Here is a 17,297-nt window from a genome sequence, read left to right on the forward strand (position 1 = left end):
GTCATTCACGCTTCCGCCATTGTTGTCTGTTGTGCCACCCTGATCGGTGCCGCCGTTGTTGGTGTCGCCCCCGTTGTTGCTATCCGGGTTGTCCTGGCTCTGGCTGTTCTCTTCGTAGCGCTGGCCGCCGGCGCCGATGAGGAACTGGCGGCGAATGGTGCCGTAATCCTCCAGATCCAGCTCGACCGCGAGCCCGTAAGGCAGCACGCTGCGCTGGGTCCACTCCTCTCGCCAGCGTCCCTGATCGTAGAAGTAGAGGCGCAGGGCTGTGACCCCCTTGAGCACCGGCTGGATGCGCGGCTCGCTGCCGATCACCGGATCCGGGTAGAGATAACTCAGCCGCTCCAGGGTCTGATCCTTGAGGCGCCAGCCGACCCGCTGCAGCTGGGAGCGGGGCAACATGCCATCCGGGTTGAGCCAGCCGCCGCGCATAAACGCCATGCCCCAGTCATCGCTCTGCTGGCCGAAGCGCGACGCCGCCAGCAATACCTTGTTGCTTTCGCCCTCGATGCGGCCGCTTCTGGGCACCATCTGGGTGACATCCCGCTCCAGCAGGGTGAAGGCGAGTTGCAACTCGTAGAGCCTGGCCTCCTTGCGCTTGGCCACCTCGTCGCTGGTGAGCACCCCCTGCAGCACCTGATAGGCGCCAAGGCTCAAGGTGGCGAAGATGGCGATGGCCACCAGCATCTCAAGCAGGGTAAAGCCGGCGTGACGGGGACGGGGAGGGTGGCGCATCATCGGTTGATATAGGTCCGCAGCATGGCGACCGGGCTCGCTGATTTCGCCTCGGTGCGCACTTCCATATCCAGCGCCTTGAAGTTGTTGTCGCTGGTGGCGACGCCGCGATAGCGCCAGTACCAGGTCTGTCCGGCCAGTTGCTCATCTCCCTCCACCCAGCTGTCGCCGGGCCACTTCTTCTCGAGTTTTTGCTGCACCAGCTGGTTCTCCACCACCCAGGTGGCCAGCGTCTTCTCTTCCAGGTAGTTGAGGGCCGAGAGGTGCTCGCTGGCTGTCTTCATCACCGCAAGACCGGCGATGGCGAATACCGCCAGCGCGACCATCACCTCCAGCAGTGTCATGCCGCGCGCCTTCATTCGGGCTGCTCCTCATCACCGGTCAGCAGGGTCAGGCGACCGAACTCGTCCCCCTTGACGATGCGGATGTAGCGGGCATCGTCATCCTGCTGGGTGAAGGTGAGGGTAAACGACGTAAGTTCGCCTCCCGGGAAGATGAGCAGCTGGGGCGTGCGTTCTTTCTCGTCCCGTTTCTGCTCGCGCTCCTCGTCGGGATCGGGCTGCCAGCCAAAGCCGCCGAGCTCAAGGCCCAGCGTCATATTCTCTGGCAGCTCGGCCTGGCCGAGCTGTCTGTCATCGGCGATCGGCTGCCATTTGCGATCCCGGGCGGCGCGCTGCATGTACTGCCAGCCGTTCTCCTCGATGCGAAGACCCACCAGGCGCCCCTCCATTACCGCATACTCCTGTGCCAGCTGCAGGGTCGCCATCAGGCGGCGTGCCTGCTGGTCGAGCTCCCTGTCGCCCCGGGCGCCCCCCATGCTGAGGGTGACGGCGGTGGCCACCAGCCCCATCAGCATGGCGACCAGCAAGACCTCCAGCAGGGTAAAGCCGGATTGGCGACGAAGGGCCGGACTGACTCTCATGCAGACCTCAGCGGGCAGGGCGAAGCAGGATGCAGGGGCAGGCATTCACTTACTGGAAGTCCTTCAGGTTCCAATTGCCGATGTCATCATCGCTGCCGGCTTCGCCATCCGGTCCCATGGTGAAGATGTCGAGCTTGCCAAACTGGCCCGGGCTCAGCAGCTGATACGGGTTGCCCCAGGGATCCTGCGGCAGGCGCTTGATGTAGCCACCCTCGCGGTAGCTGCGCGGCGCCGGATCGACGGTCGGCTGGGTGACCAGGGCTTCCAGCCCCTGCTCTGTGGTCGGGTAGCGGTTGTTGTCCAGCTTGTACATGTCGAGGGCATTTTCCAGCGCGACTATGTCGGAGACCGCCTTCTGCTGGTCGGCCTTCTCCTTGTTGCCCATCAGGTTGGGCACCACCAGGCTGGCCAGGATCCCGAGGATCACGATGACCACCATGACTTCCAGCAGGGTAAAACCGGATTGACGACGTTTTTGCATGACTGACTCCCTAACGAAATGAGATGGCATGAACCATCAACGATTAATTGTTAAACCGCGATTGTTCGATTACGCCTGTCGGCTAATCGAACCTACGGGTTCGATTGGGTTTGTAGGTTCGAATAGCGAAGCGTATTCGGACACCCTCACCTACAGATTCACCATATTGTTGAGCTCGAGAATCGGCTGCAGGATCGACATCACGATAAACAGCACCACCCCGGCCATGGAGACCACCAGCATGGGTTCGAACACCCCGAGGGCGATGTTGACCTGGGACTCGAACTCCCGATCCTGGTTGTCCGCCGCCCGCTCCAGCATGCTGTCGAGCTCGCCGCTCTGCTCGCCGGAGGCGATCATGTGCAGCATCATGGGCGGGAAAATCCTGGTTTCCGCCAGCGACTTGCGCAGGCTGGTCCCCTCGCGCACCCGTTCGGTGGCCTCGCCGATCCGCATCCGGGCAAAGTCGTTGGAGAGCACTTCACCGGCGATCCGCATCCCTTCCAGCAGCGGTACGGCGCTGGCGTTGAGGATGCTCAAGGTGCGGGCGAAACGGGCGGTGTTGAGGCCGCGGCTGACCCGGCCTATCACCGGCAGGCGCAAGATGACCTGATGCCAGCGGCGGCGACGCTTGTCGTCGGTGAGCCACCAGCGCCAGACCAGGCTGCCGGCAAACAGCAGCAGCAAAAACCAGAGGCCATAGGCCTGCATCAGCTCGCTGGTACCGATAAGAAAACGGGTGGTGCCGGGCAGCTGCTGGCCCATGTGCTCGAACTGGGCCACCACCTTGGGGACCACGGCGGTGAGCAGAATGGAGATGACGCCGATAGCCACGCAGGTGAGGACGATGGGGTAGATCATCGCCTGCAGCAGCTTGGTGCGCATGTGCTGGCGCTGCTCGGTATAGTCGGCCAGGCGGTTGAGCACCTTCTCCAGGTGACCGGACTTCTCGCCGGCCGCCACCATGGAGCGAAACAGCTGATCGAACACGTGAGGGAAGGCCCCCAGCGAATCGGCCAGCGAATACCCCTCCACCACCTTGCTGCGCACTGTCGCCACCAGGCTGCGCAGATGGGCCTTCTCGCACTGTTCGGCGACCGCCTTGAGGGCCTCTTCGATGGTGAGGCCGGCGCCCACCAGGGTTGCCAGCTGGCGGGTGATGAGGGCCAGCTCGGCGGTGCTGGCACCGCGGCGAAACAGGGCGAAGCGGGTCGCCTCCCGTTTTGCCTTCTCTGTGGTCTCGTTCACCTCCAGCGGGGTGAGTCCCTGTTCACGCAGCAGCTGGCGCACCTGGCGGGCGGAATCCCCCTCCAGCACGCCGCTCTTGCTGCGTCCCCGGTTGTCGAGTGCCTTGTATTCGAATGCCGCCATCTCAATCTTCCCGGGTCACGCGCAGCACCTCTTCCAGGCTGGTCTGCCCCTTGAGCACCTTGTCGATGCCGTCGCGGCGGATGCTGGGAGTGCGCTCGCGGATGAGGCGCTCGATGGCCATCTCGCCACTGGCGCCGTGAATGGCCTCGCGCACTGCTTCGTCCACCACCACCAGCTCGTGGATGCCGGTACGGCCGCGATAGCCGGTGTGGTTGCACTGCTCGCAGCCCACCGGATGCCAGATCTGCTGATCGGCGGTCAGTTCGATACCCATGGCAAGGCGCTCCTGCTCGGTGACCGGGCGCGGGGCGCGACAATCCGGGCAGAGGGTGCGCACCAGGCGCTGGGCCAGCACCGCCAGCAAGGATGAGGAGAGCAGGAAGGGCTCGATCCCCATGTCCCGCATCCGGGTGATGGCGCCGATGGCGGTGTTGGTGTGCAGGGTCGACATCACCAGGTGACCGGTCAGGGATGCCTGCACCGCGATCTGGGCGGTCTCCAGGTCGCGGATCTCCCCCACCATCACCACGTCCGGATCCTGACGCAATATGGCGCGCAGGCCGCGGGCGAAGGTCATGTCCACCTTGCTGTTGACCTGGGTCTGGCCAACCCCTTCCAGGTCATATTCGATGGGGTCTTCCACCGTGAGGATGTTGCGATCCCGCGAGTTGATTTCGGAGAGCGCCGCATACAGGGTGGTGGACTTGCCCGAGCCGGTCGGGCCGGTCACCAGGATAATGCCGTGGGGCTTTCTGATGAGCTCGCTGATGATGGTGCGGTTGCGCTGGGTCATGCCAAGCTGCTTGAGCTCGAGGCGGATGGTGTTTTTGTCGAGCAGGCGCAATACCACCCGCTCGCCGTAGCTCGACGGCATGGTGGAGACCCGCACGTCGACGGCGCGCCCGCCGATGCGCAGGGAAATACGACCATCCTGGGGCACCCGTTTCTCGGCGATGTCCATGCGCGACATCACCTTGATGCGCGATACCAGCAAGGAGGCGAGCTTGCGATGGGGGCGCAGGATCTCCCGCAGCACCCCATCGATGCGAAAACGAATGACCAGGGCGCGCTCGAAGGTCTCGATATGGATGTCCGATGCCTCCTCTTTGATCGCCTCGCTCAGCATGGCGTTGATGAGGCGGATGATGGGGGCGTCGTCATCGGCATCCAGCAGATCCTCGCTCTGGGGCAGCTCTTCGGCGAGAGTGAAGAAGTCCATCTCGTTGCCGAGATCTTCCATCAGCTGGCGCGCCTCGGAGGAGTCGCGCTGGTAGTGGGCCATCAGCAGCTCTTCGAAGGCGTCGCCATCGAGCATCTCCACCGCGAAGGGGACGCCGGCGACCCGGCGCACCTCGAGCAGGGCCTGCGGCGTGACCCCCTGACGGCACTGCAGCAGGGGGGCGCCATCACGCTCGGTGAGGATCACCCCGAAGTTGCGGGCAAACGCAAAGGGCAGCTCGGGCTGTGGCGGCGGCAGTTCGCTGTCGTCCAGCTGGTAGGCGCTCATCAGGGTTTGCTCTGCACAAAGGGAGTGGTGCTCTCGACCGTGCTTTGCTGGCGAAGCTGCATCTGCTGGAGCTGCTTTTTCACCTCGGGGGAGACCATCACATCCTGACCGTATTCCGGCAGCACCTGGCGCTTGGGCGAGGTGAGGTAGGCATCCTGAGCGGCGGCTTCCAGCTGCTCGGCGCGAAACAGGGAGTATTTGTTGTTGGAGATGCCGGAGTAGACACTGGCATCACGCAGTATGGTCGGCCGGATAAAGACCATCAGGTTGCGCTTGGAGGTTGAGCTGGAGGTGGAGCGGAACAGGTAGCCCAGTACAGGGATATCTCCCAGCAGGGGCACTTTCGAGACGCTCTCACTGGTTTTTTCGTCCATCAGACCGCCCAGCACCACTGTCTCACCGCTTTTCACCAGCACGGCGTTTTTCACGGTACGGGTATCGAAGGTGGGACCCAAGGTGGAAGTGCCTTCGGCTGGTTTGGTTGCCACGCTGGAGACCTCCTGCTCTATGGTGAGCAGCACCGAGTCCCCCTCGTTGATCTGGGGAGTGACCACCAGCTTGGTGCCCACCGTCTTGCGCTCTATGGTGTTGAAGATGTTGTCACCCGAGGTGGAGCTTTGCGAACCGGTCTGGACCGGCACCTCCTGACCCACGTTGAACGACGCCTCCCTGTTGTCCATGGTGACTATGCTCGGGGTGGAGAGGATATCGTTCTTGGTATTGGAGGCGATTGCTGTGGCCAGCATGCTCCAGTCGCCATGGTAGAAACCGGCAGCCATACCTGTGATGTTCTTCATTAGCGCAGCGCTTAGCTCTGGTTTACCCAGATCAAGTGCCTTGTCGGCAGCCACTTTGCTGGTGATCGGCACGTTGGTGCCGGGGAACTGCACCGTGCCGTAGTCGGCGTGGTTCCACTGCACACCGAGATCGAGGCCGTTACCATCGTCCATCTCGACGATGATGGCTTCGACCAGCACCTGGGCACGGCGGATATCGAGCTTGGCGATCACCTGCTCGAGCTCCGCCATCACGTCAGGCTGGGCGGTGATGACCAGGGCATTGGTGGTCTCGTCGGCGGAGATGGCAAGCTTGCCACCGCCGATGCTGGCGCCCCCCGTGGTGGCCGCCGTGCCTCCCTTCTTGTCGGCCTCGATGCTGGAGCTGACCCCCTTGAGCACCTCGACCATATCCTTGGCCTTGCCATATTTGAGGTAGAAGACCCGGGTGTTGCCCTGGCTCTGGAGGTCCCGATCAAGCTGGCGCACCATTTGGATGATGCGGGCGCGCGCCTTGGGTTCGCCGCTGACCACCACCGAGTTGGTGCGCTCGTCGGCCACCACCTTGGGGCTCAGCAGCAGGCTGGCGGTGCTTCCCTGGGGGTTGCCATCCTTGTTGAGGTTGGTCACCAGGCGCACCATTTCGCCGGCAGAGGCGTATTTCAGCTTGATGATGTCGACTTCCTGATCCCCGGCGCGGTCAACCCGGTTGACCACTTCCACCAAGCGATTGACCACGGCGGCGCGACCTGTGATGAGCAGCACGTTGGACGGGTCGTAGTGGACCACGTTGCCACCGCCTGCATTGTCGTTGAGCTGACGCAGCAGGGGGGCGAGTTCGCGCACCGAGACGTTGCGCACCGGCACCACTCGGGTCACCATTTCGTCGCCGGAGCCCGGGTTGCTGCCATCCACCACCGGAATGGCGGAGGTCTTGGCATCCCGTGAGCGCAGCACCTTGAGCACGCCGTTGTCCATGGGAACCACGGCAAAGCCGTAGACGTCGAGCACGCTCAGGAAGAACTGGTAGTACTGATCCTCGTTGAGCAGGTCATAGCTGCGCACGTTGATCTTGCCCCGCACCGACGGCTCTATGATGACGGTCCGGTTGAGGTTCTTGCTCACCGTGTTGATGAACTCTTCGATTTCGACGTTTTTGAAACTGGCCGCGTATTCGGTGGCCCAGGCACTGCCTGCCATCATCAGTGCCGCGGCCATGGTAGCCAGACGCCAGCCTTTCCCTTTAGTGCTCATTCTTGGTACGACTCCAAAATCATTATTCTGCCAGGCTCACATAGACGTCGAGCTGTTCGCCCTGACGCTCTATGGTTACCGTCATTTCCGTGGCGCCAGCCATCTGTTGCATCGCCTGCATGGCTTGCATGTTGTCTCGTAAATCCAGCCCGTTGATGGCGATGGCCAGATCATTGGCCTGCAGTCCGCTCTGGTTGAAGAGGGCCGGATTGCTGCCCGGATTGAGGCGATAGCCCGTCATCCGGCCATCCACCTGCACCGGTGAAACATTGAGGTAATCAGTGATCTTGCCCGGGTTGGCCATCAGCTCCTGGCGCAGGTCGGTGAGGGTATTGCCCGGTTTCTCCGGGGTCGGCAGCGGCTTGCCGTACTCTTCCCCGTCCAGCATCAGGGTCTCGTCGCGGCCGTTGTGGGCGATGATGACCCGATCGGCAAAGATCTGGCGGATCTTGGCCTGAGTGCCGTCGATCATATCCCCGACACCGTAGGAGTTCTGGCGCCCGGAGATGGCGATGATGGCGATCGATCTGGCCGGATCCGAGCTAGCCAGCACGCCGTTGAGCTGGGCATTGAGTTGGGTGCGGGGGGCATTGGTGGCCACGGCAGTGTTGTCCTGTACCCTGGGCAGGGGCTTGCCAAAGAGAGCCAGCCGGCTGATGTCATCGAGCTCAATGCGCGGGCTGCCCGGGCTGGTAGTGGCGACCATGGCCGGTTGCCAGGGTTCGCTCTGCTGGGGGCTTGCCAGGGTGAACAGACGCCAGGTCAGGCTGGCACTCTGCTGGGCCAGAATGAGCAGCAGCACCAGGAATACCAGCTGGGCAATCCTGGTCATGGGGAGGCGTCGGCACTGGACCCACAGCCTGGAAAACATGTCGTCCCTGAATCGTAGCGTCATATTAATCAATCACTTCCAGGTTCCGGTGTGGTTGCGTATTGTGAACGGCCCGTTTGCCTGACACAACAGGCGTATGCATACAGGTGAGTATTTAATCATTTCGTCGCAAGGAGACACGGCGCCGCTTGTACGCCAGGCGTCAGGGGTTGTCAGATGTGACCCGTTTGGCATCCTCTTCATATCACAGCCCCGCGACCCGGGGTGAACGGTTTGCTTCATCGCCCTGCTAACCATGCCAGTCCTGCAGTGCCTTGAGGGTGACGCTCTGCCCGCCCACATCCAGCACTATGTACTCCTGCGCGATGGCGGCGAGGCGCACGCCGGGCGCCAGTTCGCTCCCTTCCCGGTATTCACGGCCATTGAGCAGCACGGTGCGTTTGGCCGGGTTGGAGGAGAAGACATGGGAGCCGTACATCAGCTGCGGCACCTGCTGGCGCACCGCGGGCGGCGCCGCATTCAGGCTCATCAGTTGGCTCGGAGCGACCGCTGGCCCGCTGGCCCGGGGCTCCTGCAGCGGTGTTTCATTGAGGGCGCGCAGCAACTGTTCGGCCAGACTCGGGGCCGGGTTGCCATTTTTAGCCACCACCCTGGGTTGCTGCACCACGGGCTCCGGCAGGGGAGGCGGCAGTGGTCGGGTGATCATCGCCTTGGGCTCGACTCGCACGAAGGGGGGCCTGACCACCTCCTTTACCTCGACCTTCTCCTCGATGGGGCGATTGTGCAGCAGGTGCCAGCCATAGTTGGCGCCGGCGCCCAGCAGCAGGGCCAGCGGTGCGAGCAGCCAGCCGATGCGGCGAGGGTGACGTTCCTCCTCCCGGGGTAGCGGCAGCCCCATGGCGGGGATATGGGCCGGGATGGCCGGTTGTTCGGCACGGCGCAGCGCCTTGAGCAGGGTAGACATCAGGAAGCCTCCTCCAGTCTGGGCATGGGCTCGCCGGAGAGGGCGTTGAGACGCAGCAGGGTATTGCTGCCGGCGATGCCGTCCGGGGTCAGCCCCTGATCCCGCTGGAACTGCTGCAGTTTTTGCTTGAGCTCGCCATCGAAGCGGCGCACCTTGCGTTCCGGTTGTTGCAGGGCGCGGCTCAGGGCGTTGTCGAGCCACTGGAGCTGAGATTGGCCAGCGTTGTTGCTGATGAGGCCCACGCCACCCTTGGGCATGCGCCACAAGAGGGTGTAGCTGCCGCCCCAGTTATCCTGGAGCCATTGGCGCTCTACTTCCCAGCTCTGATCGCCGATCATCAGGCTGGCCTGCTTGGGACCCAGGGTCACCAGAGTGGCGTAGTAGATCCCGCCGGTCTCGTCGGTCAGGGTGATCATGGCGGGGTGCAGCAGGGCGCGCAGCTCCTCGAGGCTTGCTTCCCCCTCCTGGCAGCGCAGGCCGGCACGGGGGGCATTGGCACAGGTGGCGTCGTCCAGTTCGGGTTCATATCCCCATACCCGGTAGAGATTCTGCATAGCGCCGTCGGGATCGAGCGCCTGGTTGATTGCCTCGGTCAGCTGCTCCTGCTGCTCGGCGGTCTCGTCTATGGTGACCGGCACCTCGACCTTGACCACGGGGCGCTCGGGAAAAATGCCGAAAAATTGCCAGCCCCACCAGCCGGCAGCCACCAGCAGGGCGCCGGCCAGGGTCACGGTCAGCCCCGAGAGCCAGCTCCCTTCGTCCCGCACGCCGGTCACCTCGAAGGCCGCCTGGCTGATGTCGGCAGGGGCGACCTTATAGCTGGCGCGGGCGAAGGCGGCGATCAGGGCGCGATCGCAGATGAGGTTGATGAGGCGGGGCACGCCGCCGGAGAGGCGATGCAGGGTCTGGATCGCACCCGGGGTAAAGATGGGCTGCACGCAACCGGCCACCTGCAGGCGGAACCTGACGTAGGCATCCACGTCAGTGGCGGAGAGCGGCAACAGGTGGTAACGGGCGGTGATGCGCTGGGCCAGCTGGCGCAGCAGGGGCTGACGCAGCATCTGCTGCAGCTCCGGCTGGCCTATCAACACCACCTGCAACAGCTTCTTGTCGTCGGTTTCGAGGTTGGTCAGCAGGCGTAGTTGCTCCAGCACGCCGGGCAGCAGGTGCTGCGCCTCGTCCACCAGTACCACGCTGCGTTTGCCCGCCGCCAGGTTGGCCAGCAGGTGATCGCGAATGAGGTCGAATAACGCCTTGATCCCGGCCTCTTCCCCATAGGCAAGCTGGAACTCGTCGCAGATGGCGGCCAGCAGATCCCGTTCGGTCAGGGAGGGGTTGAGGATGTAGGCGATCTCGGTCTCCTCCGGCAGCTGTTGCAACAGACAGCGGGAGACTGTGGTCTTGCCGGTACCCACCTCGCCGGTCAGCAGCACGAAGCCGCCCCCATCCTGCAATCCGTAGGTGAGGTGAGCCAGGGCTTCGCCGTGGCGTTCACTCATATAGAGGTACTTTGGATTGGGGGAAATGGAGAACGGAGGTTCCGAGAGGCCGAAGAACTGTGTGTACATGGGTATTCTTTTGTGACCGGCGGCAGGTGATAAAGATTCAGGGATGATAACAAACCTGGCTCTGATTGGCAGTCATGATTGGCTCCTTTGGCTCCATATCGTCACTTTTATATCACCTTGTGATCCAGGTTCCATAATTCTCGGGTCCAAATGACCAAAAAATGACACATTATTTAAAAATAATATATTTATCAGCTGGTTGTGTGTGAGGGAGGAAAACGTTAGCGCGCCTCTGAGGGCCATCAACCGCAGTGAATGAAGGGGATTATGGCGGCTGCGAAAGGGGAATGACGCTTGAGGGGAGGGCCGCCATGTTGGCGGCCCCTTTGTCAGTGGCTGTCCTGAAAGCGGGCGGCAATCTGCTGGAAATTTGCCTCACAGGTGAGGAAGGCATCGACGATGACCGGATCGAAATGGCTGCCGCGGCCCCGGACTATGATCGCCTTCGCCTCCTCATGGCTGAAGGCGGGCTTGTAGACCCGCTTCGAGATGAGGGCGTCGTAGACATCCGCCACCGCCATCAGTCGGCCGGAGAGGGGGATCGCCTCGCCGACAAGGCCGCTCGGATAACCGCTGCCATCCCACTTCTCGTGATGGGTGAGGGCAATTTCCCGCGCCAGGTGCAGGAAGGAGTTGGAGCCGAGCTGGGCCTCGGCGCTCGCCAGGGCATCGGCGCCTATCTGGGGGTGGCGCTTCATGATGGCGAACTCCTCGTCGGTGAGCTTGCCCGGCTTGAGCAGGATGGCATCGGGAATGCCCACCTTGCCCACATCGTGCAGGGGGGCCGACTTGAACAGCAGATCGATGGTGGCGTCGTCCAGCGGGTAGCGGGCCCGTTCGTGACGGCTCAGGTATTCGGCCAGTACCTTGACGTAGTGCTGGGTACGGATGATGTGGGCGCCGGTCTCGTTGTCCCGGGTCTCCGCCAGGGAGGCGAGCCCCAGGATGGCCACGTCCCGGGTCAGGTGCAGCTCGTCATGGCGCGCTTTCAGCTCCCCGATCATCTGATTGGTGCTGGCGGCAATCAGACCGAACTCATCATCCCGGATAACCGGCACCCGGGCATTGAGATCGCCGCACTGCACCCTGGCCATGGTGCGGGTCTGGTGCATCAGGGTCAGGGAGAGGTTGCGGCCATAGCCGTGAATGATCAGGGAGAGATAGCCGAAAGTCACCGCCATCACGAAGGCTATTTCCAACAGTATGTAGTGCTGGGCTGCGAGGTGCGGCAAGGTATCCCCGACCGTGATCAGCCACTCCAGATCCTTGTTGAACAGCAGGAAGAAGACGGCCCCCAGCAGGGTCAGGGTCGCCAGGGCAAACAGGGAGAGCTTGCGCGAAACCGGCATCGCCAACGGATGACTCAGGGCGAAGGAGCCCTGCTGTTCCCGCTGTTTGGCACTGAGCCAGTCCCGGGCCAGGGTCAGGTCCGCCGCCACCAGAAAGCCCAGGGTCGTCATGCCCAGCAGGATCTTGAGATGACTCTCCAGCGGGAAGGTGTGTACCAGGGCGTTGTAGGTAGAGATCATCAGGGCGCCCAGCAGGAAGAAACCGACCTCGAGCCCGAAACCGCCCAGCCCCCGGGCGGTGAGGCGGCTGCGTGGCAGCAGCCAGCTGCGCATGACGAACATGAAGGTGAAGGCCACCAGGGTAGGCATGACCAGCTGGGGCAGGGTCAGGCTCTCGAGGAACGGGCAGACCTGCAGCCCGTAGAGACAAAAGAGTGACAGTGTCACGCCGTAGTGAAGGGCACAGCGCCCCGTGATCTTCTGCATAATGTCGCCCAAACAACGGATGATTGTTATGAGGGGGCAGGCCCCTTTTTACAGGCGCCGCAGCAGCAGGCTGCCGATGGAATAACCGGCTCCGAATGAGCAAAGCACGCCGCAGGCCCCCGAAGGAAGGTCGCGATTGTACAGATGGAACGCGATAATGGAACCCGCCGAGCTGGTATTGCCGTAACTGTCGAGGATCACCGGGGCCTCCTGCTGGCTGGCATCGTGCCCCAGCAGCTTGCGGGCGATGAACTGGTTCATGGTGAGGTTGGCCTGATGAAGCCAGAGCCGGTTCAAGGCATCCGCCCTCCAACCCTGCTCGTCCAGCTGGTCGGCGATCAGGTCGCACACCATGGGCAGCACCTCCTTGAACACCTTGCGCCCCTGCTGGCGGAACAGCTTGTCATCCCCGTAGCGGGTGCGTGGGCTCAGCCGGTTTAAAAAGCCGAAGTTGTTGCGGATGTTGTTGGAGTACTGGGTCATCAGCTTGCTGGCCACCAGTTGCCAGGGGTTGGCCACCTTGCAATCGGTCTCCCGTTCCAGCAGCACGGCGGTGCAGGCGTCACCGAAGATAAAATGGCTGTCCCGATCGCGAAAGTTGAGGTGGCCCGAGCAGATCTCCGGGTTGACCACCAGCGCCAGTTTGGCTGTGCCTGCCGCCAGCATGTCCGCCGCCGTCTTGATGCCGAAGGTGGCGGAGGAGCAGGCCACGTTCATGTCAAAGGCCATGCCGCTAGCCCCCAGATAGTGTTGCAGCTCGATGGCGAGGGCCGGATAGGGGCGCGGCATATTGGAGGCCGCCACTATCACCAGATCTATCTCCCCCGGCTCGCGACCGGCGGCGATCAGCGCCTGCTCGGCGGCAGCCACCGCCATCTCCACCATGATGAAGGGCTTGTCATCGGGGCGCTCCGCCATCAATGGCTGCATAATGTCGGGATCCAGCACACCTTCCCTGCTCACCAGATAACGGCTCTTGATGCCGGAGGCCTTCTCGATGAATTCGCAGCTTGAATGCTGCCTGGCCGGCAGCTGGCCCGCATCGATAGCGGAGGCATTCTCCTCGTTGTAGAGATCCACATACTGGTTGAAGGCGGCCACCAGCTCTTCATTGCTGACGGCAAAGGGTGGGGTATAGAGGCCTGAGCCACTGATCACGATAGGGGTCATCTTTGCTCCTCGCCGGGTGCACTCCCGGCTTGTTGTCCATTCGGGTAGAGAGGTTCATTACAGCTGGTCAATAGCTTGAGTGAGACCGGCCAGGGTCAACGGGTGCATGCGCCCGCCGATCAATTCGTTCATCAGCTTGATGGAGGGGTGCCAGAGCCACTCCCGGCGCGGTGTGGGGTTGATCCACGCCAGCTTGGGGAAGTGCTGCTGCAGCCGGGCGAGCCACACCTGGCCGGGCTCCTCGTTCCACTGTTCGACACTGCCGCCGGGCCAGGTGATCTCGTAGGGGCCCATGGTGGCATCTCCCACCAGGATCACCCGGTAGTCGCTGCCGTAGGTGCGCAGCAGCCGCAGGGTGTCGAAGCGCTCCTCGTGCCTGCGGGCGTTGTCTCGCCAGACAAAGTCGTAGAGACAGTTGTGAAAGTAGAAGTACTCCAGGTGCTTGAACTCGTGGCGCAGGGCGGAAAAGAGCCGCTGCACCTCTGCCACGTGGGCATCCATGGAGCCCCCCACGTCGAAGAAGACCAGTAGCTTGACCCCGTTGTGGCGCTCGGGGCGCAGCTTCACATCGAGCCAGCCTTGCCTGGCCGTGCTCTGGATGGTGTCGTCGAGATCCAGCTCGTCGGGGCTGCCCTGGCGCACCCAGCGCCTGAGTTTGCGCAGGGCCAGCTGGATGGCCCGCTGGCCCAAAGGCGAGTCGTCGCTGAAGTTGCGATAGTGACGCGCCTCCCACACCTTGACCGCCCGGCCGTGCTGTCCCTCTCCCCCCATGCGGATCCCTTCCGGGTGAAAACCGCCGTGGCCAAACGGGCTGCTGCCACCGGTGCCGACCCACTTGTTGCCGCCGGCGTGACGCTCTTTCTGCTCCGCCAGGCGCTGGTTTAGGGTCTCCAGCAGCTGGTCGAGTCCGCCGAGGGACTTGAGCAACGCCTTCTCCTCGGGGCTCAGCAGCCGTTCGAACTCCTTGCGCAGCCAATCGTCGGGTAGCGCTTCGGGCAACAGGGGGGTGGCCTGCAGGCCGTCGTAGTATTCGGCGAAGGCGCGATCGAAGCGATCGAAATGGGCCTCGTCTTTCACCAGCAGGGGGCGGGCAAGCAAATAGAAGTCATCCATGTCGACGCTGGCCAGGCGAGCCCCCAGGGCGGCGTGCAGGTCAAGCAGTTCACGCAGGCTGCAGGGGAGCTGGTGGCGACGCAGGTGGGTAAAAAAATCGATCAGCATCTAGCTACCACGGCGGGCCAGAAAGGCGAGCTTCTCAAAGAGATGCAGATCCTGCTCTGTCTTGAGCAGGGCGCCATAGAGGGCGGGCACCAGCTTGCCGGGCTCGCGGGTGCGCATCGCCTCCGGGGCGATATCGTCGGCCAAGAGCAGCCGGATCCAGTCCAGCAGCTCCGAGGTGGAGGGTTTCTTGCGTAGTCCCTCCACATCCCGCAGCTCGAAGAAGAGCGCCATGGCCTCATCCAGCAGCGCATCCTTCAGGGTTGGGTAGTGCAGCCTGACGATGGCTTGCATCTCGGCCTTGTCGGGGAAGCGGATGTAGTGAAAGAAGCAGCGGCGCAGGAAGGCATCCGGCAGCTCTTTTTCGTTGTTTGAGGTGATGATGACCACGGGGCGCTGGCGGGCCCTGACGCGCTCGCCGGTCTCGTAGACGTCGAACTCCATGCGATCCAGCTCCAGCAGCAGATCGTTGGGAAACTCGATGTCTGCCTTGTCGATCTCGTCGATGAGCAGTACGGGGCGCTGGTCGGCGGTAAAGGCCTGCCACAGCTTGCCGCGGCGAATGTAGTGGTCGATGTTGGCAACGTTCGGATCGCCGAGTTGGGAGTCCCGCAGCCGGGCCACCGCATCGTATTCGTAGAGCCCCTGCTGGGCCTTGGTGGTGGACTTGATATGCCAGGCGATAAGTTCAGTGCCCAGATGGTCGGCGACCGCCTCGGCCAGCACCGTCTTGCCGGTGCCCGGTTCGCCTTTGATGAGCAGCGGCTTCTCCAGCACGATGGCGGCATTGACCGCCATGCTCAATGCATCAGAGGCAAGATAGTGGCTGCTTCCTGAAAATCCCATAGCGTCCGATCCTTTGACGAGGGGAGGCCCGTGGTGATGGCGGGACTCAGTGAGAGAATAAGCTCTATATGTTGTAATAACATATTGTTATAACGATTCGTCACTTCTCATTCAGAAACCACAGGGTAATCTTGTTTCATCGCCTTAACAAACACAGGGATAGCACCATGAGCAAAATTTTCGAGGACAATAGCCAGACCATAGGCAACACCCCGCTGGTTCGTCTCAACCGTGTTACCAAGGGCCGCGTGTTGGCCAAGATAGAGAGTCGCAACCCGAGCTTCAGCGTCAAGTGCCGGATCGGCGCCAATCTCATCTGGGATGCCGAGAAGCGCGGCGTGCTGACCAAGGGCAAGGAGATCATCGAGCCCACCAGCGGCAACACGGGTATTGCTCTGGCCTTTGTGGCCGCAGCTCGTGGCTATCCCATCACCCTGACCATGCCGGCCACCATGAGCCTGGAGCGTCGCAAGCTGCTCAAGGCCCTGGGAGCCAACCTGGTACTGACCGAGGGGCCGCTCGGCATGAAGGGTGCCATCGCCAAGGCCAACGAGATCCTCGAATCCGAGCCGGGCAAATATGTCCTGTTGCAGCAATTCGAAAACCCGGCCAACCCGGAAATCCATGAAAAAACCACTGGCCCCGAGATCTGGGACGCCACCGATGGTGAGGTGGACGTGTTCGTGGCCGGCGTCGGTACCGGCGGTACCATCACGGGTGTCTCCCGCTATCTGAAACAGACCAAAGGCAAGGCCGTGGTCTCCGTGGCCGTCGAGCCGGCCGAATCTCCTGTCATCAGCCAGAAACTGGCGGGTGAAGAGATCAAACCGGGCCCCCACAAGATCCAGGGGATCGGTGCCGGCTTCATCCCGGGCAACCTGGACCTGACCCTGCTGGACCGCGTCGAGCAGGTGACCAGCGACGAGGCCATCGAGATGGCACGCCGTCTGATGGAAGAGGAAGGCATCCTGGCCGGGATAAGCTCGGGCGCCGCCGTGGTCGCAGCCAGTCGTCTGGCCGAACTGCCGGAGTTTGAAGGCAAGACCATCGTCGTCATCCTGCCGAGCGCGGCGGAGCGTTACCTCTCCAGCGCCCTGTTTGCCGGGGTGTTCACCGAGCAGGAACTGCAGCAGTAAATGTACGGATCTTTTCAAAACAACGGCGCTCCTCGGAGCGCCGTTTTGTTATGGACTAGACTCTGCACTTGGCCGTGACGCGAGGGAGCGTCACTCGACCCTTATTTTTTGGGGTAAAATAACAAGCGTTGCCGCGACAAAAAAAGCAGACATTCTGTGATAAATCTCATATCCTGTGCGGCGTCACGCGGTTTTTGATGGCTAGGTATCACAAAGTAACAAAGTGTTATTTTTCGTTATAAATTAATTTCAGGCCAGTCCTGATGCGGCTTTCAGCCAGATAACGGAAAAACACCGGCCAACAAACCGATTACTGCACAGAAACTTGACCTGGATTAAACCATTGCGGGTCTGCTTTCGTTACTTTACAACATATCCATACTGACACGGTGGGGAGAATCGTTTGATAAACGCTCAATCCATCAAAAAATATCAATAATATGGGGTGAAACCATGTACGAGAAGTCTGTTGTTATTACTGCTGAAAACGGCCTGCACACCCGTCCGGCAGCTCAGTTCGTGAAAGAAGCCAAAGAATTCCAAAGCGAGATCACTGTGGTCTCCGGTGGCAAGTCCGCCAGCGCCAAGAGCCTGTTCAAGCTGCAGACCCTGGGCCTGACCAAAGGCACCAACGTGACCATCCAGGCCGAAGGTCCGGATGCTCAGCAAGCCGTTGAGAAGCTGGTTGCCCTGATGGACGAGCTGGAGTAATCCAGCTTTATTCCTCCCCCACAGTCGTTTT

Annotated in this window: 15 protein-coding genes and 1 pseudogene; 2 read left to right on the forward strand and 14 right to left on the reverse strand. The window is 62.0% G+C overall.

Translation table 11 applies throughout. The features are described 5' to 3' along the window. Nucleotides 1–102: 102 nt before the first annotated feature. The 14 genes and pseudogenes from gspJ to I6L37_RS10630 form a co-directional block, all read right to left on the reverse strand. A pseudogene (gene gspJ / locus I6L37_RS10565) lies at nt 103–738 on the reverse strand (type II secretion system minor pseudopilin GspJ); the annotation flags it as partial. Next, nucleotides 735–1,094 (reverse strand): GspI family T2SS minor pseudopilin variant ExeI, encoded by a 360-nt coding sequence (exeI, locus tag I6L37_RS10570; RefSeq protein ID WP_216994008.1) that lies wholly within the window; start codon nt 1,092–1,094, stop codon nt 735–737. The pseudogene gspJ and the gene exeI, both read right to left, overlap by 4 nt. Then, a complete protein-coding gene (gene exeH / locus I6L37_RS10575) occupies nt 1,091–1,657 on the reverse strand; it encodes a GspH family T2SS minor pseudopilin variant ExeH (RefSeq protein WP_216994009.1) in 567 nt (188 codons plus the stop codon). The genes exeI and exeH overlap by 4 nt, the downstream gene beginning before the upstream one ends. A gap of 49 nt (nt 1,658–1,706) precedes the next feature. Next, nucleotides 1,707–2,138: a GspG family T2SS major pseudopilin variant ExeG gene (exeG, locus tag I6L37_RS10580; RefSeq protein WP_026457825.1), complete on the reverse strand. Its 432-nt coding sequence runs from the start codon at nt 2,136–2,138 to the stop codon at nt 1,707–1,709. A 150-nt stretch (nt 2,139–2,288) separates the two neighbouring features. Beyond that, complete coding sequence (gene exeF, locus I6L37_RS10585) at nt 2,289–3,509, reverse strand: GspF family T2SS innner membrane protein variant ExeF (RefSeq protein WP_216994010.1); 1,221 nt, start codon at nt 3,507–3,509, stop codon at nt 2,289–2,291. Between the two features lies 1 nt (nt 3,510). Further along, entirely contained in the window at nt 3,511–5,016 is a 1,506-nt protein-coding gene (gspE, locus tag I6L37_RS10590; RefSeq protein WP_216994011.1) for a type II secretion system ATPase GspE, read from the reverse strand. Then, on the reverse strand, nt 5,016–7,046 hold the full coding sequence (gene exeD, locus I6L37_RS10595) for a GspD family T2SS secretin variant ExeD (RefSeq protein WP_216994012.1): 2,031 nt from the start codon (nt 7,044–7,046) through the stop codon (nt 5,016–5,018). Before exeD ends, gspE begins: the two co-directional genes overlap by 1 nt. A gap of 22 nt (nt 7,047–7,068) precedes the next feature. After that, on the reverse strand, nt 7,069–7,941 hold the full coding sequence (gene exeC / locus I6L37_RS10600; protein ID WP_216994013.1) for a GspC family type II secretion system variant ExeC: 873 nt from the start codon (nt 7,939–7,941) through the stop codon (nt 7,069–7,071). Between the two features lie 226 nt (nt 7,942–8,167). Next, entirely contained in the window at nt 8,168–8,842 is a 675-nt protein-coding gene (gene exeB / locus I6L37_RS10605; RefSeq protein ID WP_216994014.1) for a GspB family T2SS assembly factor variant ExeB, read from the reverse strand. Then, on the reverse strand, nt 8,842–10,410 hold the full coding sequence (locus I6L37_RS10610) for an ExeA family protein (RefSeq protein ID WP_216994015.1): 1,569 nt from the start codon (nt 10,408–10,410) through the stop codon (nt 8,842–8,844). Before I6L37_RS10610 ends, exeB begins: the two co-directional genes overlap by 1 nt. Before the next feature lie 329 nt (nt 10,411–10,739). Next, nucleotides 10,740–12,185 carry an HD domain-containing phosphohydrolase gene (locus I6L37_RS10615; RefSeq protein ID WP_216994016.1) on the reverse strand — a complete coding sequence of 482 codons (1,446 nt, stop codon included), beginning with the start codon at nt 12,183–12,185 and terminating at the stop codon, nt 10,740–10,742. Nucleotides 12,186–12,233: 48 nt separating this feature from the next. After that, nucleotides 12,234–13,355, reverse strand: coding sequence for a beta-ketoacyl-ACP synthase III (locus tag I6L37_RS10620; protein WP_216994017.1), 1,122 nt, complete (start codon nt 13,353–13,355; stop codon nt 12,234–12,236). A gap of 57 nt (nt 13,356–13,412) precedes the next feature. Next, nucleotides 13,413–14,576: a VWA domain-containing protein gene (locus I6L37_RS10625; RefSeq protein WP_216994018.1), complete on the reverse strand. Its 1,164-nt coding sequence runs from the start codon at nt 14,574–14,576 to the stop codon at nt 13,413–13,415. After that, complete coding sequence (locus I6L37_RS10630) at nt 14,577–15,419, reverse strand: MoxR family ATPase (protein ID WP_216994019.1); 843 nt, start codon at nt 15,417–15,419, stop codon at nt 14,577–14,579. Between the two features lie 167 nt (nt 15,420–15,586). Here I6L37_RS10630 and cysK point away from each other — a divergent pair, with 167 nt between their 5' ends. Beyond that, nucleotides 15,587–16,555 (forward strand): cysteine synthase A, encoded by a 969-nt coding sequence (gene cysK / locus I6L37_RS10635; RefSeq protein WP_042027719.1) that lies wholly within the window; start codon nt 15,587–15,589, stop codon nt 16,553–16,555. Nucleotides 16,556–17,008: 453 nt separating this feature from the next. After that, the gene (locus I6L37_RS10640; RefSeq protein WP_026457936.1) at nt 17,009–17,266 is read left to right on the forward strand and encodes an HPr family phosphocarrier protein; all 258 of its coding nucleotides are present in this window, start codon (nt 17,009–17,011) and stop codon (nt 17,264–17,266) included. The last annotated feature ends 31 nt before the right edge of the window (nt 17,267–17,297 follow it).

This window comes from Aeromonas sp. FDAARGOS 1407 (genome assembly GCF_019048725.1).
In the GTDB taxonomy this organism is placed as follows: Bacteria; Pseudomonadota; Gammaproteobacteria; order Enterobacterales; family Aeromonadaceae; genus Aeromonas; species Aeromonas enteropelogenes.

What these genes read in the sequence shown, in the direction of transcription:
- exeI (WP_216994008.1), bottom strand. Translation starts at nt 1,094, where the DNA reads ATGAAGGCGCGCGGCATGACACTGCTGGAGGTGATGGTCGCGCTGGCG.
- exeH (WP_216994009.1), bottom strand. Translation starts at nt 1,657, where the DNA reads ATGAGAGTCAGTCCGGCCCTTCGTCGCCAATCCGGCTTTACCCTGCTG.
- exeG (WP_026457825.1), bottom strand. Translation starts at nt 2,138, where the DNA reads ATGCAAAAACGTCGTCAATCCGGTTTTACCCTGCTGGAAGTCATGGTG.
- exeF (WP_216994010.1), bottom strand. Translation starts at nt 3,509, where the DNA reads ATGGCGGCATTCGAATACAAGGCACTCGACAACCGGGGACGCAGCAAG.
- gspE (WP_216994011.1), bottom strand. Translation starts at nt 5,016, where the DNA reads ATGAGCGCCTACCAGCTGGACGACAGCGAACTGCCGCCGCCACAGCCC.
- exeD (WP_216994012.1), bottom strand. Translation starts at nt 7,046, where the DNA reads ATGAGCACTAAAGGGAAAGGCTGGCGTCTGGCTACCATGGCCGCGGCA.
- exeC (WP_216994013.1), bottom strand. Translation starts at nt 7,941, where the DNA reads ATGACGCTACGATTCAGGGACGACATGTTTTCCAGGCTGTGGGTCCAG.
- exeB (WP_216994014.1), bottom strand. Translation starts at nt 8,842, where the DNA reads ATGTCTACCCTGCTCAAGGCGCTGCGCCGTGCCGAACAACCGGCCATC.
- I6L37_RS10610 (WP_216994015.1), bottom strand. Translation starts at nt 10,410, where the DNA reads ATGTACACACAGTTCTTCGGCCTCTCGGAACCTCCGTTCTCCATTTCC.
- I6L37_RS10615 (WP_216994016.1), bottom strand. Translation starts at nt 12,185, where the DNA reads ATGCAGAAGATCACGGGGCGCTGTGCCCTTCACTACGGCGTGACACTG.
- I6L37_RS10620 (WP_216994017.1), bottom strand. Translation starts at nt 13,355, where the DNA reads ATGACCCCTATCGTGATCAGTGGCTCAGGCCTCTATACCCCACCCTTT.
- I6L37_RS10625 (WP_216994018.1), bottom strand. Translation starts at nt 14,576, where the DNA reads ATGCTGATCGATTTTTTTACCCACCTGCGTCGCCACCAGCTCCCCTGC.
- I6L37_RS10630 (WP_216994019.1), bottom strand. Translation starts at nt 15,419, where the DNA reads ATGGGATTTTCAGGAAGCAGCCACTATCTTGCCTCTGATGCATTGAGC.
- cysK (WP_042027719.1), top strand. Translation starts at nt 15,587, where the DNA reads ATGAGCAAAATTTTCGAGGACAATAGCCAGACCATAGGCAACACCCCG.
- I6L37_RS10640 (WP_026457936.1), top strand. Translation starts at nt 17,009, where the DNA reads ATGTACGAGAAGTCTGTTGTTATTACTGCTGAAAACGGCCTGCACACC.